The following is a 15,694-nucleotide window of genomic DNA, read 5'->3' as shown; positions in this document are numbered from 1 at the left end:
TGTAGGCTTGCCCAGCGGCAAATGCTGTCCTGTTCGAACCTCTCGTATCGGGCGGAACGAAGGTGCCTTGAAAGGTCTAATTAAGCATTACAAATTTTTCAATCTCTCTTTCTGGAAGGCCTGTTATCTCTTTAATTAAAGCTATATAAAAGTTTTTTAGCTTCATAAGTTTGGATGTTTGCTTTAAGCCTTCGGAAAAATCTTTATACCTAGCGTCCATGCGGTCTTTGCGGTCAATGTGTGCTTGCGCTGAAACGTCCGTCTTTTTATACTGTTTTATATGATTTTTACTTTTATGGGAACGGGAACCAGTCACGGAGTTCCCGTCATAGCATGCAAATGTGCGGTATGTCGCTCCCGCGACAGAAAGGATAAACGGCTCAGATGCAGCGCGTATATCAGGTCTTCAGATACATCGGGAAAAACGACGCATATCTTAATAGACACCGGTCCCGAATTCCGCATACAGGCGCTGAAATATAAAATTCCTTCGCTGGACGCTTTGTTTATTACGCATTCCCACGCGGATCATTTAAACGGACTTGACGATCTTCGCATATTCAGCCATACAAAGTATTCCGACCATTGCCGCTCGAAGCAGGGCGATTACCCTCAGACAGGCGGACAGGGGCTGCCCGTGTATACAAACGCCGAAACCGTTTCGGAAATAAAAACCAGATTCAATTATATTTTTAAACGTACCCAAATTGCCGGCGGCAAACCTAAATTGTGCCTTATCGACAGCGGCGGGTTTGATTCCGCGCATCCGATCAGCGTAGGAAATATTTCGGTTATTCCCGTTCCCATGATGCACGGAGAACTTGCTTCTACGGGATGGCTTTTGTCCTGTAAGGGCAAGGATCTTAAAAAACATTCCATTGCATATCTTACCGACTGTAATTTTATAAGCGACGAATCTTTAAAACTTATAGAAAAAAACTGCGGTGTTCTCGATCATGTCGTCATTGACGCGCTGCGGAAAAAAGAACATACGACGCATTTGAATTTTGACTCTGCAATGAAGTATGCCGGCCTCTTAAAGGCAAAACACACATGGTTTACGCACATCTGTCACGACATGTCGCACACGGATATTTGCAATTACATACTTGACCGTGTGCACCTTTTTCCGGAACTGCAGGAGGCGGTTTTTAACGGCGCGACCGTTAAGCCTTCTTACGACGGCCTTGTGATCAGATCGGGAGAATAAAAGATTTTATGAAAATCCGGACTTTGCGCCGATAGGCGGCATGCGGGTGCGGGCGACAGCCTTATTGCCGCTGTTTTAAGTCGATCGGCGGCATTTACGGCGTTTAAAAATAAAAAAGCCGTCTCAGGATCCAAACAGAACCAAGACAGCCTTTCAACTTTTGCAGGAAAGATCTTCCTTAAAAAACGACATGCAAGGAAATTTCAATTTCCGAGAATGTCGCTTTCGTGCGCATTTTGCGCATACCTTCCTTAAGATTCAACAGCCGGATTTTCTTTAGGAATTCTTACCTTTTTTACGATAAATTCGCTTCGCAGACAGCGCGCGCAGACATTAAAAGTAGCGGTTCTGCCTTCGAATTCCGTTTTTACTTTCATCAGATTAGGCTTCCAGGTACGGTGAGAATGATTAAAGGATTTACTTACTTTATTACCATACATCGGAGATTTTCCGCAAATATCGCATGATCTGGACATATCATTACCTACCTTAACTAATTACACGTGAGTTTTATCATATTATTGAAACTTCAAAATTATGTCAATAGGAAATAAAATTCGTAAAAAAACCGCACAAGCTCCTATTGTGAAAGATTTCTGCCTCTGCGCTGCATGAGAACTTACATTTGTTAGCGTGTTTTACCATTTACAGACAGAGATTTCTTCTGTATAGTTTTTACATGGCCAAAACATTTGACGATAAAAAGATAATATACACGATGAACGACGTAAGCCGCGCTTACGGTACGAAGGTCGTTTTAAAAAACATAAGTATTTCCTATTATTACGGCGCTAAGATCGGCGTTATAGGAGCAAACGGTTCCGGAAAATCGAGCCTTTTTAAAATTCTTGCGGGAGAAGACAAGGATTTTACCGGAGCGACGATCCTTGCTCCTGGGTATACCATAGGTTATTTGGAGCAGGAGCCGCAGCTTGAAGCCGGTAAGACCGTAAAAGAGATTGTGAGCGAAGGCGTAAAGCACATTACCGATCTGTTGGCCGAATTCGATAAGGTAAACGAAGCCTTCGGCGAAGAAAACGCGGATTTCGATAAGCTTTGCGCGCGTCAGGCGGAAATTCAGGAAAAACTGGACACAGCCGACGCATGGAACCTTGATTCCAACCTTGAGCTTGCAATGAACGCGCTGCGCTGTCCTCCTCAGGATCAAGTCGTAGACACTTTAAGCGGCGGCGAGAGGCGCCGTGTCGCTCTGTGCCGGCTGCTTTTAAAACGCCCCGACATACTTCTTCTTGACGAACCCACAAACCATTTGGACGCGGAAACGGTCGCCTGGCTTGAAAAATATTTGCATGATTATGAAGGGACTGTGATAGCGATAACGCACGACCGTTATTTTCTTGACGACGTGGCCGGCTGGATTTTGGAACTGGATCGCGGCGAAGGATATCCGTTTAAAGGGAACTATTCAAGTTGGCTTGAACAAAAAGAGGCCAGACTCGCTATGGAAGAAAAAGGCGAAAGTCAGCGGCGCAGGGAAATACAAAAGGAACTTGAATGGATTCACACAAGCGCAAAGGGGCGGCAGGCAAAACACAAGGAACATATTACAAAATACGAAGAGCTTCTTTCAAAGGGCGCAAAGGTAAAACTTAAAGACACACAGATTTCAATTCCTGCAGGTCCGCGCTTGGGCAACGTGGTTATCGAAGCGCACGATTTGACAAAGAGCTTCGGCGACAAACTCTTGTTTGAAAAACTGAATTTTATAATACCGGCAGGAGCCGTAGTAGGCATAGTAGGGCCGAACGGCGCGGGTAAAACCACGTTGTTTAAATTGATTGCGGGCGCGGCAAAACAAGTAGAGGCGGAAAGCGGAGCAAATTCCAATTCGGAAGAAAAGCCCGATTCGGGGTCAATAAAGGTCGGTTCCAGCGTAAAGCTTGTCTATGTAGATCAGCTCCGCTCAAGGCTGGACGAAGATAAAACCGTCTATGAAACGCTCACCGACAACCTTGATATTGTAAAATTGGGAGCCGTAGATGAAAAAGGAAGAGCTCTTGAGGGCGGCGTTCGTGAAGTAAACGGACACGCTTATTGCGCCTGGTTCAATTTTAACGGCGCCGACCAGAATAAAAAGATAAAGGTTTTATCCGGCGGAGAAAAAAATCGGCTGAATCTCGGAATGATGTTAAAAGAATCCGGGAACGTTTTGCTTTTGGACGAACCCACGAACGATCTGGACGTTCAAACGGTGCGGGCGCTGGAAGAAGCTCTGGAAGATTTTGCAGGCTGCGCCCTTGTGGTAAGCCATGACCGCTGGTTTTTGGACAGGATCTGCACGCACATACTTGCGTTTGAAAACAACAGCGAAGTCAGATGGTTTGAAGGCAACTGGTCGGAATATGCCGCATGGAAAAAAGAACAGTTCGGAGAAGACGCCGGAGTTCCCAAGCGGACTGTTTACCGCAAAATGACAAGGGCTTGAATGCCGCGTTTTGCCGGCGGTCAATTCATCAATCGATTGAAAGTCGGAGATGTTGTTTTTCGAGCGCGCTTAGGATCCGTTAGCGGCTAAGCGGAGTCGAACCGCCCTATCAACCTTGGGAAGGTCGTGTAATACCGATATACGATAGCCGCAAGTGCGCTAATAATATCCTTTTTAAATAATTTTGGCAATATTCCGCATTGAATCACGTTAAATCTAACCGAACCCAAAGCGATGCCTCACGTACATTTTACAGGTACGGAAAAAAATTATCTATTTTTGAGTTCGGAAATGCGTTCATTAATAACAGGTTCCCATACAGTTCCTTTGTGTTTTTTCAATAGTGTATTAAGAGATTTTAATTCATATTTATTTATGGCAGCTTTATACTCTTCCTCTGTTTTGGGTATTCCAAAAACCAGCGTTCCCGGCTTATTTGCCAATGCTTTTAAAGATTCCCATTCCATAATATTTTGCTGTTGAAGTGAGTGGAGTCCCATAAAATACAATGACTTATCTTTAGGAACATTTACAGTCCATTCATCATTTTGAACTTCATATAATTTGATGTATTGAGTATGTAAAATCATATTTCCTAGAAATGCTGTAGTTGTAATTGATTTTTGCCAGCTTGAACCTTTTACAACAAGTTTTCCGCCTTTGTGGGCTGGCGGTAAAGAAAAATATCTGTTTCCTGTCGAAATTAATGCTTCCCAATTATTATTCTCATCAACATAATAAAGTTGAATATCAGGTTCTGAAGACATTCCATAAACCAAAACTGAATTTTCTGGAGTTGCATTTTCTATCATTCCTATATTATTAGCTCCATCAACAGGGGATGAAACGCAAGAAGAAAATAGTAACACAATCATTATAGAAAATACTGAAATAAATATTTTTTTCATAAAATCCCCCACGGTTTCTTTATATTAATAATATTGATTGATTTTTACAAGGATTACTATTTAGCCTGCACGACAAGAGCATGAAAAAAAATATAAAGCGGAGAGGGGAAACGGCATGGCGGAGAGCCGAACGGTGTGAAATCGTTTTTAAAGACAAATCGGACAAACTTATATGCGTGCGACGCCCGTTTTTTTCGCCGCTTCGGCTACGGCTTTCGCTACTGCAGGGCCTACGCGCGGATCTAAAGCGGCGGGAATTACGTAATCGGCGTTTAATTCTTTGTCGGAAATTAAAGACGCTATCGCGTCGGCTGCGGCGACCTTCATCCGTTCATTGATCTCGGAGGCGCGTACGTCAAACGCTCCACGGAAAATGCCGGGGAAGGCCAAGACATTGTTTATCTGGTTGGGGTAGTCGCTTCTCCCCGTGGCTACGACGACGGCTCCTGAAGATTTCGCATCTTCCGGAAAAATTTCAGGCGTAGGATTCGCACAGGCAAAAACTATCGGCGAACAGGCCATCTTTCGGACGGTTTCCGGTTTTAATACTCCCGGAGCGGACACTCCTATAAACACGTCTGCGTCTTCCATGGCGTCCGACAAGGATCCCTTTATATCGCAGGGGTTTGTAACGAGGGAGATCTCTTCCTTGATCCGGTTCATCCTTTCTTTTCTGTTTTTGTAGATCACGCCTACGCTGTCGCACAGAATTATGTTTTTTGCGCCTGCGCTTAAAAGAAGTTTCGCGATGGCGACGGCCGCCGCCCCCGCGCCGTTTACGACAATCTTTACGTCGGAAAGGTTTTTCTTAGCGACTTTAAGAGCGTTTGTCAAACCTGCGAGAGTGACAACGGCCGTACCGTGCTGATCGTCATGAAAAATCGGGATGTCGCACTTTTCTTTTAATTTTTGTTCGATTTCAAAACACCGCGGGGCGGCTATGTCTTCAAGGTTTATACCGCCGAATGAGCCTGACAAAAGATAAACAGTGTTTACAAATTCGTCCACGTCTTTTGTTTTTATGCAAAGAGGAAAGGCGTTGACTCCGCCGAAGGTTTTGAATAAAACGCATTTTCCTTCCATGACGGGCATTCCCGCTTCCGGGCCGATATCGCCTAGTCCCAAGACGGCGGAACCGTCGGTGATTACCGCGCACAGGTTATGGCGCGCAGTAAGGGTATAGCTTTTGCTTATATCTTTTTGGATTTCAAGACACGGTTGAGCTACGCCCGGCGTATAGGCCAGCGACAGATCTTCCTTTGTGGCGACAGGCACCTTTGAAACGATTTCAATTTTTCCTTTCCACTGCCCGTGAAGGCGAAGCGATTCCTTAGCATAGTCCATAAAAACTCCTTGAAGTTGCGCGAGGGAGAAAATTCCAATTTTCGCCGCGTGCAATTAGTGCGCTCGTTGCGCACAGTAAAATAAATGCCGCCGCTTGTGCGCGATAAACCAACTATACAGCGAAAACGTAAAAATTTCATCCGGTCGAAAAAATATTATCGCGGTTTTATTCGGCAGATTGCTGTTTTTTAATTTTGACGCATAATTCGATAGTATTAGGCTTGTTAAATGTTTGGAGCGAAGGCGAATAAAGCAGAAAGAAAGAGGCAGACTGCAAGGACGGTTTCGGTTTGGTGCCGCTTTCGTTTGCTCTTGCAAAAAATATCCCAACGCAGGCAAAACTCAGGTCTGGCAATGGGTCTTTCCTCAAGCACGCCGATGTCAGAACAAAAAAACCGGAGAGCAGGGGCGGCGCCATATCGATCCTTCGGTTATTCAACGCACCCTGCATGAAGCTGTTTTACGGTCAGGTATTCCGAAGGCAATCGGCTGCCACGCTTTCCGGCATTCATTTGCAACGCACCTGCTTGAAGTCGGTTACGATATCCGCACTATCCAAGAGCTTCTCGGTCACAGCGATGTTTCAACCACTATGGTTTACACCCACGTCCTCAACCGCGGCGGTCTCGGCGTTCAAAGCCCTATCGACCGAATGTGATTCGCCTTTATCCCATTTAGTGAAGATAGGCCTAATCTGGCTGTTGATGATGTGTTACGACAGACATTATGGTAGAAAGATGAAGCTGCTTGGTGAGGTGCCAGTTTAGATTGAAAATGCGTAGTTTGCGTGATATAATGAGGAAAGGTCGAAACAATGTTAGATGGACATGCTGTTGCAGGCAAAATAAAATAATATGCGGATATAAAATCATTATGGAACACAATTCTGAAATTCTGTATAAAAATTCATACAACTGAAATGGGTATTGAGCGAATAAAACGTAATCTTGATTTAGATACCAAAGATGTTATTGAGCGGTGTAAAAATAAAATTCTTGATAAGAGAAGTTCAATAATCAGAAAAGGAAAAAATTGGTATATAAGTATCGAGGATATTATGAGAACTGTTAAGGCATACAGTTACACAATAGGGCATCTCTAAAAACTCGGTTAGATTTTTAGAGATGCCCGACGAGTTTTGCTTAAGTCTTTATGTCATAATAACTTAAACAAAACATCGCAAATTAAATCTAAGGAAACTGTCCAAAACTGAAGTTTTTAGAGGTTCCCAATAATCACGGCACATAAGAAAAAAGCTCTATGACAATAAAAGAATTCGAGAATAAATATTGGTACATGAGTGAACTCAAAGCATTAGCAAAATCGATTGAAATTCCTTTTGATTCAAAAATACGAAAGGATCAGCTGGAAGAGATGATTATTCATTTTTTGGAAACCGGAACAGTGAATAAAAAGAATAGTTATCGGAGTAAAAACCGGAATAAAGATATATTGAATAATCATACTTATGTTGAAAATTTCAGCAACAAAAAAGAAACATGGGCATTCATACACAGTGAGATGGATAAACGGATTCCGGGATTAAAACCAAAATCAGGGGCAAAATATTGGCTTAATCGATGGATTGAAAATAAACTGTCCCATGGCGAAAAAATAACTTATAATGATGTCATTTGTGAATATATTCAGCTAAACAAAACAGAAGAAAAGCTTCCCCAAATTCCATCCTGTAAATTTAATAACTTCATCAGTGATTATCTCGCAAATGAAAAAAATGCAACAAGAGAAGAGGCTTTAGACGCATGGAATAAGCTAAAAGATATGAAAGCAAAAAAAGATTATATAACGTGGAAAAAGAATAAAAATACAATTTAATCTAAAATCCGCTTTAACTTGTATTTTAGAAAGTATCGAGCATTGAGAAAATAAGAAATTTGCCATTAAGGAACCATTTTGATATTCCGTCTACCTAATACCTTTTTGTGATAAGAAAATCATATTGACAAATATAGGATATAACCAATACAATCAGATTTAGATATGGCAAATAATTGGATCGTTGAATTCTATGAAACAAAAGCAGGTGAAAAACCGAGTTTAGATTTCATAAATACGCTTGAAGTCAAGCTTAAGGCTAAAGTGTTCCGTGATTTAGGATTACTAGAAAATAAAGGAAATGAATTAAGATTGCCATATTCCCAGCACCTTGATGACGGTATATTTGAGTTAAGAACAATTCAAGGTAACAATATAGTAAGGCATTTGTATTTTTTTATCATAGAAAAGAAGATAGTCATAACGCATGGTTTTCGAAAGAAAACTCAAAAAACACCACCTTCAGAAATACAAAGGGAAAAAGATTATCGAACTGACTACTTGAATAGAAATCTGGAGGCAGGAGGAAAGAAATGACATTAACAGAGGCATTAAAAGAACAAACGAAAGATGAAACTTTCAGAAAGGAATATGAATCTCTTGAACCGGAATATGACCTTATCAGTTCATTAATTGATGCCAGAAAATTGAATCATGTTACGCAAAAACAACTTGCCGATGCAACCGGAATTGCGCAATCAGATATAAGCAAAATAGAGAATGGTTCTGGAAATCCGACAATAAAGATTTTGAAAAGGCTTGCAGACGGACTGGGGATGAATTTGAAGATAGAATTTATTGCTAAAACTAAAATATCGATGTAGATAAAGCATCTAACACCCGCTTCAACCTGACATTGCGGACAAGCCGCAAATGCAGGTCAATCAAATGTTAGGACGACACGCCGCTGGCGTGCGATGTTTTGGAGGGAATCTATGAAATTAGATGGATTTGGTGTTTTTGTAAAAGATATGCCGACGATGGTGCGTTTTTACAGGGATATATTGGGATTTGAAATCAAAGAGGCAGAAGATGCATCGAATATATTTCTTGAAAAGGACGGCACTCTGTTTCTATTTTACAGACGCTCGGATTTTGAAAAGATGACTTCTACAAAATTCAATTATGCAGAAAAGATAAATGGACATTTTGAAATTGCCTTAGGCGTAGAAAATTTTGCGGCAGTGGATAAAGCATATAATGAAATAATCGCAAAGGGTGGAGAATCTGTAATGCCGCCTACAACAGAGCCTTGGGGACAGCGAACTTGCTACATTGCCGACCCCGAAGGGAATCTTGTAGAAATCGGTTCTTTCGTGAAAGACTAAGGTGCATTTTTATCAAGATCATATTACTAAAAAAGTAAATTGAACTTTTAGGCGAAGTTAAGGCTGCATAGATTTTTACACTTTAAACCTGTAAAAAATTTGTGTTGACTAAATAGCGCAGTTGATTATGCAAGAAAAAAGTTCTCCATTTCTTATAGCCAAAATATTTAAATCTGTGGTAAAATAATCCCACAAGGAGACATGATAAAAAGTGTCGTCTGAAATATCGCCGACACTTTTTATCTCGAGTTTGCTCGGATGTTTGCAGAAATCGTGTATACGTGCCGTTTCGATAAAATCGAATGAATACGATATACGTTATTTCGCAAACTCGACTATTGAACGTGTGCGCTGGCGCGCACGGTTAAAAACTTTTTCGGAAATTGATATTTCCTGCAAAAGTTTTTATGGGAGATATAAATGCCAAGAATAGTTCCGATAAGAGATTTAAAAAATACTACAGCAATTTCACAAATATGCCATGAGGATAAAGAGCCTATTTTTGTTACAAAAAACGGTTATGGAGACATGGTAATTATGAGTATGGAAACCTATGAAAAAAATCTTTTTCTTTCCAATGTTTATGGTAAGCTTGAAGAAGCAAAGCAAGACATGAAAAACGGCAGATATTCTTCTGTCGAGGATACAGTTTCCCGTATAAGGGAGAAACATGGCCTATAATGTTCGGATCATGGAAAAAGCAGAACAAGATTTGTCGGAAATAGTAACATATCTTTCTGATATGCTCTGCAATCCTAAGGCTGCTGACAGTTTGCTGGAAGAATTTTTGGAGGTAAAAACAAACCTTGAAGATAATCCGTATATGTATCCTTTAAGTAATGATTTGGTACTGCAAATGGAAGGATATCATAGGTTTCTTTTTAAGAAAAATTATATTGCGTTGTATCTGATTGATGATGACAAAAAAGAAGTTTCAATAATGCGTATTTTTTACGCAAAAAGAGATTATAATAATTTAATATAAATAAAATCTAGCACCCGCTTCAACCTGACATTGCGGCAAAGCCGCAAATGCAGATTAAGCGGATGTACAGACCACCGAGCAGGTCATTTATTTACAATAAAAACGTGCGATATACGAACTCGTGATATTTCAAGCATTCTATAGATTGAAAATTATTCCATAAACAGGTTTCAATATAAAAAGTAATGTATCGATAAAAATTCTACCTGCTTTTTCCTTTTTGCATTTTATTTAATTCGGCGATATAATTCAAACCGAAAATCTCAATCTCGTCTAATACTTTTTGAAACTGAGTTCCCAATTTACTCAAAGAGTATTCAACATGAGGCGGGACTTCGGCAAAGACTTTGCGGTCGATTAGTTTATCTTTTTCAAGCTGACGGAGTTGCCTTGTTAAAACAGTTCGAGTTGTTGTAGGCATTAATCTTTGAAGTTCATTAAACCTTTTTGTGCCCGTGCTCAGATGATATAAAATTATAATCGCCCATTTCCCTTGCAATACTCTTTGAGTAGTAGCGAAGGGACACTTATCATAAATCGACATCATGAAAAATCCCTTATTAGTATTATTTTTGATACTATGTATTATAAATGTTCGTACTTACAAAATCAAGATTAAAGACTATAATGATACTTAAAGAAGGGAGACCCACTTCTAAATATTTACCGGAGGAATTTTATGAAAAATGAAACAATGAAGGTCTTTGATGCTTACCGAGATGCACTGGAAAAAGGTGATTTTGCGGGAGTTTTTGCAACACTGTCCGATACTATTGTATGGCACATGGGAGGCGAAAGTTCGCTTTCAGGTACGATTACAGGGAAACAAGCATTGGGTGAGCGTTTAGGAGAATTTGCAAAAAGGAGCGGCAGCACATTTAAAGTTATTACCAATTGGGCTGCGAGCAACGAATGTTTTGTTGCTGCAAGTGTTGTTTCCGTAGCGGAGAGAGGAACTTATAAGCTAAATGATCCGGGCATTGATCTATTCAAAATAGAAAACGGCAAGATACAAGAAGTATGGACTTTTGCCGAACAACAATCGGCAGAAGATAAATTTTGGGGCTAAGTATAGAATTTTTCCGTGTTACAGATAATTCATCATAGTAAACCAACAACCCCGACGCGAGCGTCGGGGTATTAAACCCGCCGCTTTAGCAAGGCATTGTCTTTGGCATTTATTTTTTTGTTTTCCATCCGTTTCTTGATAATACGCGGCGGATAAATTATACTAGTTTTATGTCTGAAAACAATAAAAAAAGATCGGGATTGATCCTTTCCTGTTGGATAGTAGCAGCCCTCATAGTCTTAATAGCCTTTATGGTAAACGGCAATAAGATCATAGGAAATTTAAAATCGACGGGTTTTTTTGAGCGGATATTCGGAACCACTCCGGAATTTGTAAAAAATTATACTGAAAAAAAACCGCCGAAATCCAACGGACTTTTGGAAATAGAGATAGAAAAACCTTCCGTGCAGGGGTCGGACGCACCTTTGGTTTCCGGCACTCCTCTTGCCCCCGGCACACATAACAGTTCGCAAACACCGTCCGAAGGAACATCCGAAAAAACTCAAGGAACCGCCGAAAGCACTTCCGCAGTTACGAGCGAAGCAAAAAACACCGCTTTGAATGCGGCGGGTGAAAGCCTGACCAATGTCGCTTCAGCCGGACAAAACAATAAACAGGACGTCGCACGTAACACGAACGTATCTTCAACTTCCGTAAATCAGTCGGGAACGACGCCTTCGACTCGCCCGCAATCCAATCAGGCATCTCCTTCACCTTCTGCGATAAATTTGCGCATGTTTTTCGTTTCGATCGATACCGACGGCACGATAAGCAAAAAAGAAGTGCAGCGCACATCTTTGAGAAGAGACGCTCCTTTAACGGCGGCCTTAGAAGCGCTGCTTTCAGGCCCATCTCTCCAAGAGCGCAACGCAAATTACATGTCTTTGATTCCCTCAGGAACGCGCCTTTTGGGCGCTTCCGTAAAAAACGGAATTGCCTTTCTCAATTTCAGCGAAGAATTCGAATACAATCCTTACGGCGTGGAAGGATATTTGGGTCAGCTTATGCAGATCGTGTACACAGCCACTTCTTTTTCGACGGTCGACAGCGTTCAATTTTTAATTGAAGGGCAAAAAAAAGACTATCTGGGAAGCGAAGGCGTTTGGATAGGCTCCCCTTTGGCAAGGTCGTCTTTTTCCAAATAAAGCGATAAGAGGTCGGTTTTAGATCGGCTTGTCGCGGCAGGGTTCGCCGTAGCAGCAGGACTTGTTACGGCAGGGGGCGCTCGTCGACCACTTTCGTCGCGGCAACTCGGGAGGCTGCGCTAATTTCACCGGCTGAGTTTATCGTGCTGACTGCGGCATTTTGCCGATGGTGCTCACGGCGTCGGCCACGCCGGTTGTATCGATTTTGCGAACGGCTCACCGCGCCGAGAGTGCTAATTTTGCCGATGGCGTTCACGGCGCCTGCTGTGCGGAATTCACAATCGTATAGGTCTTAAGCGTTTGATTGAAATAAGCGCGGTTTTTTACGTACGAATCGTCAAAGACGGTCATGGAAACATATCCGAATTTGTCTTCGCTTATCTTTGTGATGATCTTAAAATCTCTTAGGACGACGCCCGTTTTGTTTTGATAGTAATAACTCGACAAGCTCATCCTTGTCCGAGATGAGGACGAAGCGGAAAAATCAAGTTTTTCCCAAGCGGAGTAAGAATTTTGAGCGCTTAAAATCATATTTCGCTGTAACACATCCGAAAATGTTTCCTTTATGTCTTCAGGGATAAAAATGACGTTTACGGACAAAACCGCGTCGTCGCCGAGAGCCCATACGTTTCCCGAAGATTGAGTCCACAAGGAATCCAAAGTGATTTCCTGCACCGTGTCCGAAATATTTACCGTATATTTTTTCTTTTCAGCGGGAACGGAAAGTTTTTGCTTGTCGCTTGAATCTTTTAAAACCTCGGGAAAGCCCGTAAAATCGTAAAATGAATTGTCTTCGGAAGAGACGAGACGCCCCGCCGTAACCGCTTCCAACAAGACTTCTCCGTTTGAGGCGGAGATGCGCTTTAAATTGAAAAGAGGAACGGCGTAGTCGTAAAGCATGGAGACGTATCCTCCGAACTGCATAAAATCGTCTTTAACGACGGCTCCTTGTTCGCTGAAGTTCTTTTCCAAAGCGACTTCAGCCGGAGAAATATTTCCCGCCTTCTGTCTGCGTGCGTTGAATTCGTACACCATATCGTGAAGGTAGTTCACTATATCCGTATCGTCCGGCGTGATAGTGTCTAAGAATCTTTCGCCCGTCATTTCCATGTGATCCGACAGGGGATCCACGCTGAATAATATTCCCACGGACTTTTCAGGAAGCTGTTTTTCCCTGTCTCCGGGAGCGTAATAGCGGGCGGCGTAAGTTGCCTCGTCGTAATATAAAAAACCTATATAGGATTTACGGCTGAAGGTATTGTCCCTGTAATAGACATATTCACCTGAAACGTCCGGAATATACGGATCTATGCCCGGAAGAGCCGCTGCAAAGAGGATACAAAAAACGGCTTGGGCGGCGGCAAAAATCAGCTTACGCATTGAGCTTTGCAAGTTCCGCGTGAACTGTTGCGGCGGCTATTTTTGATGCGTCTTTTAAGGACACCAGGCGGGATTCACTTTCGGATCTAAGTTTTATTTCAACTTCGGGAAGATTTTTTTCACCTACGACTATTCTTATCGGAATTCCTATGAGATCCATGTCTTTGAATTTGACCCCGGGTCGTTCGTTTCTGTCGTCCAATAAAACTTCCACCTTTGCGGCGACAAGGTCGTCGTATATCCTGTCTGCGGCTTCTTTCATGTCGCCTTCGTATTTTATAGGGACTATGACTACTTGATATGGAGCCGTACTCATTGTCCAAATTATCCCGTCTTTATCGTGATGTTCTTCTATGATCGAAGCGAGAGTTCGGTCAAGGCCTATGCCGTAACAACCCATGAGCATGGTCTGCTGCTTCCCGTTTATGTCAAGATAGACTGCGTTCATAGCTTTAGTATACTTCGTACCCAGCTTAAATATGTGTCCCAGCTCGTTGCCTTTTTTAGTATACAATTTTTGTCCGCATTCAGGGCAACAGTCTCCTTCTTTTACGATACGCACGTCTGCGGTCATAAAAGGAATAAAGTCGCGGCCGGGTTCAACGTGCATATTGTCAAAGTCTTTTTCGCCGCCGCCTGTTACCGTGTCGTGTATGCAGACGTCGAATTTACCGTCGTCCCGCATGATCATAACGCTTTCGTCGGCCAAGAGAGGAAGTTTTGTGAGCCCTACCGGGCCTACGAAGCCGTGCGGCGCACCGGAATATTCGATCACTTCATTTTCGGAAGCAAGTTCGGCTCCGCTTGCTTTAAGAACGGAAGCCAGCTTTGTTTCGCTTACATCCAAATCGCCGCGGATGGCAACCGCAAAAAAACTGACGGGATAATAGGGCCGTGCGGTATTTTCCATTTCTCGTTTAAATGTTTTTCCGCCGGGCGCATTTTGCAGATCGAGCGAAGAGTTGAACACCTTATAGATCAGAACTTTTATAAACTGCCTTCCCGGCATTTTAAAAAACGTTTCCATGAGTTTGATAGTCTCAACTCCGGGGCAAAAAACCTTCTCGATCGGTTTTTCAGTCTTTATTTGCGGCTCTCCGTTAACATCGGTTGCGATATCCGGTTTGCAGGAAGCTTTTTCCACATTAGCCGCATAACCGCATTTGGGGCATAAGATGAGCGTGTTGTCCCCGACAGTGCTTTCCACCATGAATTCTTCGGAACCCGAGCCGCCCATAGCGCCGGTGTCGGCCTTTACGGGAATCGTAGTAAGCCCGAGCCGCTTGAAAATCCTGCGATACGCTTTGGAAAGTTTTTCATACGATTCGTCAAGAGACTTTTGATCCGCATCGAAGGAATAGGCGTCCATCATAACGAATTCTCTTCCTCTCATAACTCCGTAGCGTGGGCGGATTTCATCGCGGTATTTTGTGTTTATCTGGTAGGGAATTACGGGCAGCTGCTTGTAACTTGTAATGCTGTCTTTAAATAGATATGTAAAGGCTTCTTCGGCCGTGGGGCTTACTACCATGTCTTGGCCGCCTCGCGTTTTTACGCGGAGCATTTCGCCGCCCATGGTTTCCCACCTGCCGCTTTCCTTCCACAAATCGCCGGGAACAATTACAGTGGGTTTTATTTCAAAGCAGCCTGCACGGTCCAGCTCTTCGCGTATTATGTTTTCAACCTTTCTGAATGAGCGCAGCCCGAACGGCATGTATGCGTAAAGTCCGTTGGCAAGTTTTTTGATGAGCCCTGCACGCATCATGAGCTGATGGCTTGCGATCACTGCGTCGGCAGGGGGATCGCGCAGCGTGTATAATACGGTCTGTGAAGTTTTCATAATTGCAGATGATACAGCAAAAAGCCCTGAGTATTCAAGCAAACGAAGAAGAACAGGGACACCGTTTAGCCGACGGTCGGCTTGGCTGACTTGGCTTCGGCGTCGCTTCTGTTTGCGGCACGCAACCGGAACCTCGCCCTGAGCATTTCGTTTTAAAAAACCGCCTGTTTTTGATGCAAAACTTACATTCAGTTGACACTGAT

Annotated in this window: 17 protein-coding genes, 1 tRNA gene and 1 pseudogene; 12 read left to right on the top strand and 7 right to left on the bottom strand. The window is 42.6% G+C overall.

The features are described 5' to 3' along the window. Nucleotides 1-280 precede the first annotated feature (280 nt). On the top strand, nucleotides 281-1,210 hold the full coding sequence (locus HRQ91_RS11075; protein ID WP_210119588.1) for an MBL fold metallo-hydrolase: 930 nt from the start codon (nucleotides 281-283) through the stop codon (nucleotides 1,208-1,210). A gap of 251 nt (nucleotides 1,211-1,461) precedes the next feature. On the opposite strand, the gene rpmB is transcribed toward HRQ91_RS11075, so the two are convergent. After that, nucleotides 1,462-1,686 carry a 50S ribosomal protein L28 gene (gene rpmB, locus HRQ91_RS11070; protein ID WP_210117683.1) on the bottom strand — a complete coding sequence of 75 codons (225 nt, stop codon included), beginning with the start codon at nucleotides 1,684-1,686 and terminating at the stop codon, nucleotides 1,462-1,464. 203 nt (nucleotides 1,687-1,889) lie between these two features. Here rpmB and ettA point away from each other — a divergent pair, with 203 nt between their 5' ends. After that, on the top strand, nucleotides 1,890-3,656 hold the full coding sequence (gene ettA / locus HRQ91_RS11065; protein WP_210119587.1) for an energy-dependent translational throttle protein EttA: 1,767 nt from the start codon (nucleotides 1,890-1,892) through the stop codon (nucleotides 3,654-3,656). A gap of 81 nt (nucleotides 3,657-3,737) precedes the next feature. Here ettA and HRQ91_RS11060 read toward each other — a convergent pair. The 3 genes from HRQ91_RS11060 to HRQ91_RS11050 all read right to left on the bottom strand — a co-directional run bounded on the left by HRQ91_RS11060 (nucleotide 3,738) and on the right by HRQ91_RS11050 (nucleotide 5,908). Then, nucleotides 3,738-3,808, bottom strand: a tRNA-Gly gene (locus HRQ91_RS11060). Between the two features lie 117 nt (nucleotides 3,809-3,925). Then, on the bottom strand, nucleotides 3,926-4,564 hold the full coding sequence (locus tag HRQ91_RS11055; RefSeq protein WP_210119586.1) for a hypothetical protein: 639 nt from the start codon (nucleotides 4,562-4,564) through the stop codon (nucleotides 3,926-3,928). 168 nt (nucleotides 4,565-4,732) lie between these two features. Continuing rightward, nucleotides 4,733-5,908, bottom strand: a complete 1,176-nt coding sequence (locus tag HRQ91_RS11050; RefSeq protein ID WP_210119585.1) for an NAD(P)-dependent malic enzyme — start codon at nucleotides 5,906-5,908, stop codon at nucleotides 4,733-4,735. 263 nt (nucleotides 5,909-6,171) lie between these two features. Between HRQ91_RS11050 and HRQ91_RS11045 the strand changes: the two are divergent. From HRQ91_RS11045 to HRQ91_RS11010, 8 genes and pseudogenes are all read left to right on the top strand, one after another. After that, nucleotides 6,172-6,566 (top strand): annotated as a pseudogene (locus HRQ91_RS11045) (tyrosine-type recombinase/integrase); the annotation flags it as partial. A gap of 261 nt (nucleotides 6,567-6,827) precedes the next feature. Further along, nucleotides 6,828-7,010 (top strand): DUF3781 domain-containing protein, encoded by a 183-nt coding sequence (locus HRQ91_RS11040; RefSeq protein WP_210121437.1) that lies wholly within the window; start codon nucleotides 6,828-6,830, stop codon nucleotides 7,008-7,010. Between the two features lie 158 nt (nucleotides 7,011-7,168). Further along, on the top strand, nucleotides 7,169-7,744 hold the full coding sequence (locus HRQ91_RS11035; RefSeq protein ID WP_210119584.1) for an SAP domain-containing protein: 576 nt from the start codon (nucleotides 7,169-7,171) through the stop codon (nucleotides 7,742-7,744). A 165-nt stretch (nucleotides 7,745-7,909) separates the two neighbouring features. After that, nucleotides 7,910-8,281 (top strand): type II toxin-antitoxin system RelE/ParE family toxin, encoded by a 372-nt coding sequence (locus tag HRQ91_RS11030; RefSeq protein WP_210119583.1) that lies wholly within the window; start codon nucleotides 7,910-7,912, stop codon nucleotides 8,279-8,281. Continuing rightward, nucleotides 8,278-8,568 (top strand): helix-turn-helix domain-containing protein, encoded by a 291-nt coding sequence (locus HRQ91_RS11025; RefSeq protein ID WP_210119582.1) that lies wholly within the window; start codon nucleotides 8,278-8,280, stop codon nucleotides 8,566-8,568. Before HRQ91_RS11030 ends, HRQ91_RS11025 begins: the two co-directional genes overlap by 4 nt. 111 nt (nucleotides 8,569-8,679) lie before the next feature. Further along, complete coding sequence (locus tag HRQ91_RS11020; protein WP_210119581.1) at nucleotides 8,680-9,072, top strand: VOC family protein; 393 nt, start codon at nucleotides 8,680-8,682, stop codon at nucleotides 9,070-9,072. Nucleotides 9,073-9,492: 420 nt separating this feature from the next. Beyond that, nucleotides 9,493-9,753 carry a type II toxin-antitoxin system Phd/YefM family antitoxin gene (locus tag HRQ91_RS11015; RefSeq protein WP_210119580.1) on the top strand — a complete coding sequence of 87 codons (261 nt, stop codon included), beginning with the start codon at nucleotides 9,493-9,495 and terminating at the stop codon, nucleotides 9,751-9,753. A gap of 10 nt (nucleotides 9,754-9,763) precedes the next feature. Beyond that, complete coding sequence (locus HRQ91_RS11010; RefSeq protein WP_246473225.1) at nucleotides 9,764-10,057, top strand: type II toxin-antitoxin system RelE/ParE family toxin; 294 nt, start codon at nucleotides 9,764-9,766, stop codon at nucleotides 10,055-10,057. A 202-nt stretch (nucleotides 10,058-10,259) separates the two neighbouring features. On the opposite strand, the gene HRQ91_RS11005 is transcribed toward HRQ91_RS11010, so the two are convergent. Continuing rightward, nucleotides 10,260-10,604 (bottom strand): winged helix-turn-helix transcriptional regulator, encoded by a 345-nt coding sequence (locus HRQ91_RS11005; protein WP_210117697.1) that lies wholly within the window; start codon nucleotides 10,602-10,604, stop codon nucleotides 10,260-10,262. A 132-nt stretch (nucleotides 10,605-10,736) separates the two neighbouring features. Between HRQ91_RS11005 and HRQ91_RS11000 the strand changes: the two genes are divergently transcribed. Continuing rightward, nucleotides 10,737-11,126, top strand: a complete 390-nt coding sequence (locus HRQ91_RS11000) for a nuclear transport factor 2 family protein (RefSeq protein WP_210119578.1) — start codon at nucleotides 10,737-10,739, stop codon at nucleotides 11,124-11,126. Nucleotides 11,127-11,296: 170 nt separating this feature from the next. Continuing rightward, nucleotides 11,297-12,271 (top strand): GerMN domain-containing protein, encoded by a 975-nt coding sequence (locus HRQ91_RS10995; RefSeq protein ID WP_210119577.1) that lies wholly within the window; start codon nucleotides 11,297-11,299, stop codon nucleotides 12,269-12,271. Between the two features lie 252 nt (nucleotides 12,272-12,523). Here the strand turns inward: HRQ91_RS10995 and HRQ91_RS10990 are convergent, their stop codons facing one another. Both HRQ91_RS10990 and HRQ91_RS10985 read right to left on the bottom strand, forming a co-directional pair. Next, nucleotides 12,524-13,651, bottom strand: coding sequence for a DUF7954 domain-containing protein (locus HRQ91_RS10990; protein ID WP_210119576.1), 1,128 nt, complete (start codon nucleotides 13,649-13,651; stop codon nucleotides 12,524-12,526). Beyond that, nucleotides 13,644-15,491 (bottom strand): proline--tRNA ligase, encoded by a 1,848-nt coding sequence (locus HRQ91_RS10985; RefSeq protein ID WP_210119575.1) that lies wholly within the window; start codon nucleotides 15,489-15,491, stop codon nucleotides 13,644-13,646. Before HRQ91_RS10985 ends, HRQ91_RS10990 begins: the two co-directional genes overlap by 8 nt. Between the last annotated feature and the right edge of the window lie 203 nt (nucleotides 15,492-15,694).

Source organism: Treponema parvum (assembly GCF_017893965.1).
In the GTDB taxonomy this organism is placed as follows: Bacteria; Spirochaetota; Spirochaetia; order Treponematales; family Treponemataceae; genus Treponema_D; species Treponema_D parvum.
This window is presented reverse-complemented; position numbering and strand designations above follow the sequence as displayed.

What these genes read in the sequence shown, in the direction of transcription:
- HRQ91_RS11075 (WP_210119588.1), top strand. Translation starts at nt 281, where the DNA reads ATGATTTTTACTTTTATGGGAACGGGAACCAGTCACGGAGTTCCCGTC.
- rpmB (WP_210117683.1), bottom strand. Translation starts at nt 1,686, where the DNA reads ATGTCCAGATCATGCGATATTTGCGGAAAATCTCCGATGTATGGTAAT.
- ettA (WP_210119587.1), top strand. Translation starts at nt 1,890, where the DNA reads ATGGCCAAAACATTTGACGATAAAAAGATAATATACACGATGAACGAC.
- HRQ91_RS11055 (WP_210119586.1), bottom strand. Translation starts at nt 4,564, where the DNA reads ATGAAAAAAATATTTATTTCAGTATTTTCTATAATGATTGTGTTACTA.
- HRQ91_RS11050 (WP_210119585.1), bottom strand. Translation starts at nt 5,908, where the DNA reads ATGGACTATGCTAAGGAATCGCTTCGCCTTCACGGGCAGTGGAAAGGA.
- HRQ91_RS11040 (WP_210121437.1), top strand. Translation starts at nt 6,828, where the DNA reads ATGGGTATTGAGCGAATAAAACGTAATCTTGATTTAGATACCAAAGAT.
- HRQ91_RS11035 (WP_210119584.1), top strand. Translation starts at nt 7,169, where the DNA reads ATGACAATAAAAGAATTCGAGAATAAATATTGGTACATGAGTGAACTC.
- HRQ91_RS11030 (WP_210119583.1), top strand. Translation starts at nt 7,910, where the DNA reads ATGGCAAATAATTGGATCGTTGAATTCTATGAAACAAAAGCAGGTGAA.
- HRQ91_RS11025 (WP_210119582.1), top strand. Translation starts at nt 8,278, where the DNA reads ATGACATTAACAGAGGCATTAAAAGAACAAACGAAAGATGAAACTTTC.
- HRQ91_RS11020 (WP_210119581.1), top strand. Translation starts at nt 8,680, where the DNA reads ATGAAATTAGATGGATTTGGTGTTTTTGTAAAAGATATGCCGACGATG.
- HRQ91_RS11015 (WP_210119580.1), top strand. Translation starts at nt 9,493, where the DNA reads ATGCCAAGAATAGTTCCGATAAGAGATTTAAAAAATACTACAGCAATT.
- HRQ91_RS11010 (WP_246473225.1), top strand. Translation starts at nt 9,764, where the DNA reads ATGGAAAAAGCAGAACAAGATTTGTCGGAAATAGTAACATATCTTTCT.
- HRQ91_RS11005 (WP_210117697.1), bottom strand. Translation starts at nt 10,604, where the DNA reads ATGATGTCGATTTATGATAAGTGTCCCTTCGCTACTACTCAAAGAGTA.
- HRQ91_RS11000 (WP_210119578.1), top strand. Translation starts at nt 10,737, where the DNA reads ATGAAAAATGAAACAATGAAGGTCTTTGATGCTTACCGAGATGCACTG.
- HRQ91_RS10995 (WP_210119577.1), top strand. Translation starts at nt 11,297, where the DNA reads ATGTCTGAAAACAATAAAAAAAGATCGGGATTGATCCTTTCCTGTTGG.
- HRQ91_RS10990 (WP_210119576.1), bottom strand. Translation starts at nt 13,651, where the DNA reads ATGCGTAAGCTGATTTTTGCCGCCGCCCAAGCCGTTTTTTGTATCCTC.
- HRQ91_RS10985 (WP_210119575.1), bottom strand. Translation starts at nt 15,491, where the DNA reads ATGAAAACTTCACAGACCGTATTATACACGCTGCGCGATCCCCCTGCC.